The 1,985-nt window shown below is 66.0% G+C and carries 2 protein-coding genes; both read left to right on the plus strand.

All coding sequences use genetic code 11. From position 1 onward, the window contains the following. Positions 1 to 196: 196 nt before the first annotated feature. The gene (gene motA / locus DPV74_RS41070; protein ID WP_011350592.1) at positions 197 to 1,057 is read left to right on the plus strand and encodes a flagellar motor stator protein MotA; all 861 of its coding nucleotides are present in this window, start codon (positions 197 to 199) and stop codon (positions 1,055 to 1,057) included. Between the two features lie 13 nt (positions 1,058 to 1,070). Next, positions 1,071 to 1,985 (plus strand): flagellar motor protein MotB (gene motB / locus DPV74_RS41075; RefSeq protein WP_119339268.1); only part of this gene is annotated, 915 nt, incomplete at its 3' end.

Genomic DNA, 1,985 nt, shown 5'->3' on the forward strand with positions numbered 1-1,985 from the left:
CGGGCGGGCAAGGCCGGGCGGGCGCGAACGGCCGCGCCGGGCGGCGCGAATTGCCCGTGAATCGTCCGCGAATCGTCTGTGAATTGCTGGTAAACACCGTCGGGCCGCCGCCGGGCGGCCGCGAAAGTTTTCCTGCCGACTGCCGTAAACCTGTTTAACGGCGGTCTCCCCGCCGGTCATTCGTGAGGGACAGGCAGTGCTGATTATCGTGGGAACACTCGTGACGCTGTTGTCCGTCTTCGGCGGTTATGCGCTGGCAGGCGGGCATCTGGGCGCGTTGATCCAGCCCGTCGAGATCCTGATGATCGTGGGTGCCGGCGTCGGCGCATTCATCCTCGGCAACGGCGGCAAGACCATCAAGGCGACGCTGCGCGTGCTGCCGACGCTCTTCAAGGGCTCGAAATACACGAAGGATGTCTACATGGAGCTGATGGCGCTTCTTTACGTGCTGCTCGCGAAGGCACGCAAGGAAGGCACGCTCACGCTCGAGGCCGACATCGATGATCCGGAAAAGAGCCCGATCTTCACGCAATACCCGAAGATCCTCGCCGATCACCACATCGTCGAATTCCTGACCGACTACCTGCGCCTGATGGTGGGCGGCAACATGAACGCGTTCGAGATCGAGAGCCTGATGGACGAGGAGATCGAGACGCACCACGCGGAAGGCGAAGGCCCCGCGCATGCGTTGATGCGCGTCGGCGACGCGATGCCGGCGTTCGGCATCGTCGCGGCCGTGATGGGCGTCGTGCACACGATGGCGTCCGCCGACAAGCCGCCCGCGGTGCTCGGCGCGATGATCGCGCAGGCGCTGGTCGGCACGTTCCTCGGGATCCTGCTGTCGTACGGGCTGATCGGGCCGCTCGCGAGCCTCGCGGAGCAGCGCGTCGCCGAGTCGACCAAGATGTTCCAGTGCATCAAGGTGACGATCCTCGCGACGCTGAACGGCTATGCGCCGGCGATCGCGGTCGAGTTCGGCCGCAAGGTGCTGTTCTCGACCGAGCGCCCGTCGTTTTCCGAGCTCGAAGAGCACGTGCGTCGCGTGAAGGCGAAGTGACGCGGAGCCCCCGATGAGCAAGAGCAAGGATCGCGCAATCGTCGTCAAGCGGGTGGCCCCGGCAAAGAAGGGCCACCACGGCGGCGCATGGAAGCTCGCGTACGCGGACTTCATGACCGCGATGATGGCGTTCTTCCTGCTGATGTGGCTGCTGAGCTCGGTCACGCCGGTGCAGCTGAAGGGGATCGCCGAATACTTCAACACGCCGCTGAAGGCCGCGCTGTTCGGCAGCGGCGACCGCAGCTCGCAGGATTCCAGCATCATCAACGGCGGCGGCCGCGACCTGTCGAGCGTCGACGCCGGCACGCTGCGCCGCACCGACGGCATGACGCAGCTCGCCGAGCGCCTCGCGAAAGCGGGCGACGAGAATTCCCGGTCGCAGGCGCAGGGTGCGCAGGACCGGCTCGAGCAGGCGCGCCTGCACGACCTGCAGATCAAGCTGATGGCCGCGATCGAGGCCAACCCGACGCTGCGCCAGTTCAAGCAGCAGATCCGCATCGATTCGACGCTGATGGGGCTGCGCATCGAGATCGTCGATTCGCAGAAGCGGCCGATGTTCGCGATGTCGAGCGACAACGTCGAGCCGTACATGCGCGACATCCTGCGCGAGATCGGCAAGACGCTGAACGACGTGCCGAACCGGATCATCGTCCAGGGCCATACCGACGCCGTGCCGTACGCGGGCGGCGAGGGCGGCTACAGCAACTGGGAACTGTCGGCCGACCGCGCGAATGCGTCGCGCCGCGAGCTGATCTCCGGCGGCATGGACGAGGCGAAGGTGCTGCGGGTGCTCGGCCTCGCGTCGACGCAGAACCTGAACAAGGCCGACCCGCTCGACCCGGAAAACCGCCGGATCAGCGTGATCGTGCTGAACCGCAAATCCGAAGAGGCGCTGATGCGCGACGATGCGACGACCACGACGCTGTCG

Origin of the sequence: Burkholderia sp. HAN2018, from assembly GCF_024704855.1 — a bacterium.
Classification (GTDB): domain Bacteria; phylum Pseudomonadota; class Gammaproteobacteria; order Burkholderiales; family Burkholderiaceae; genus Burkholderia; species Burkholderia cepacia.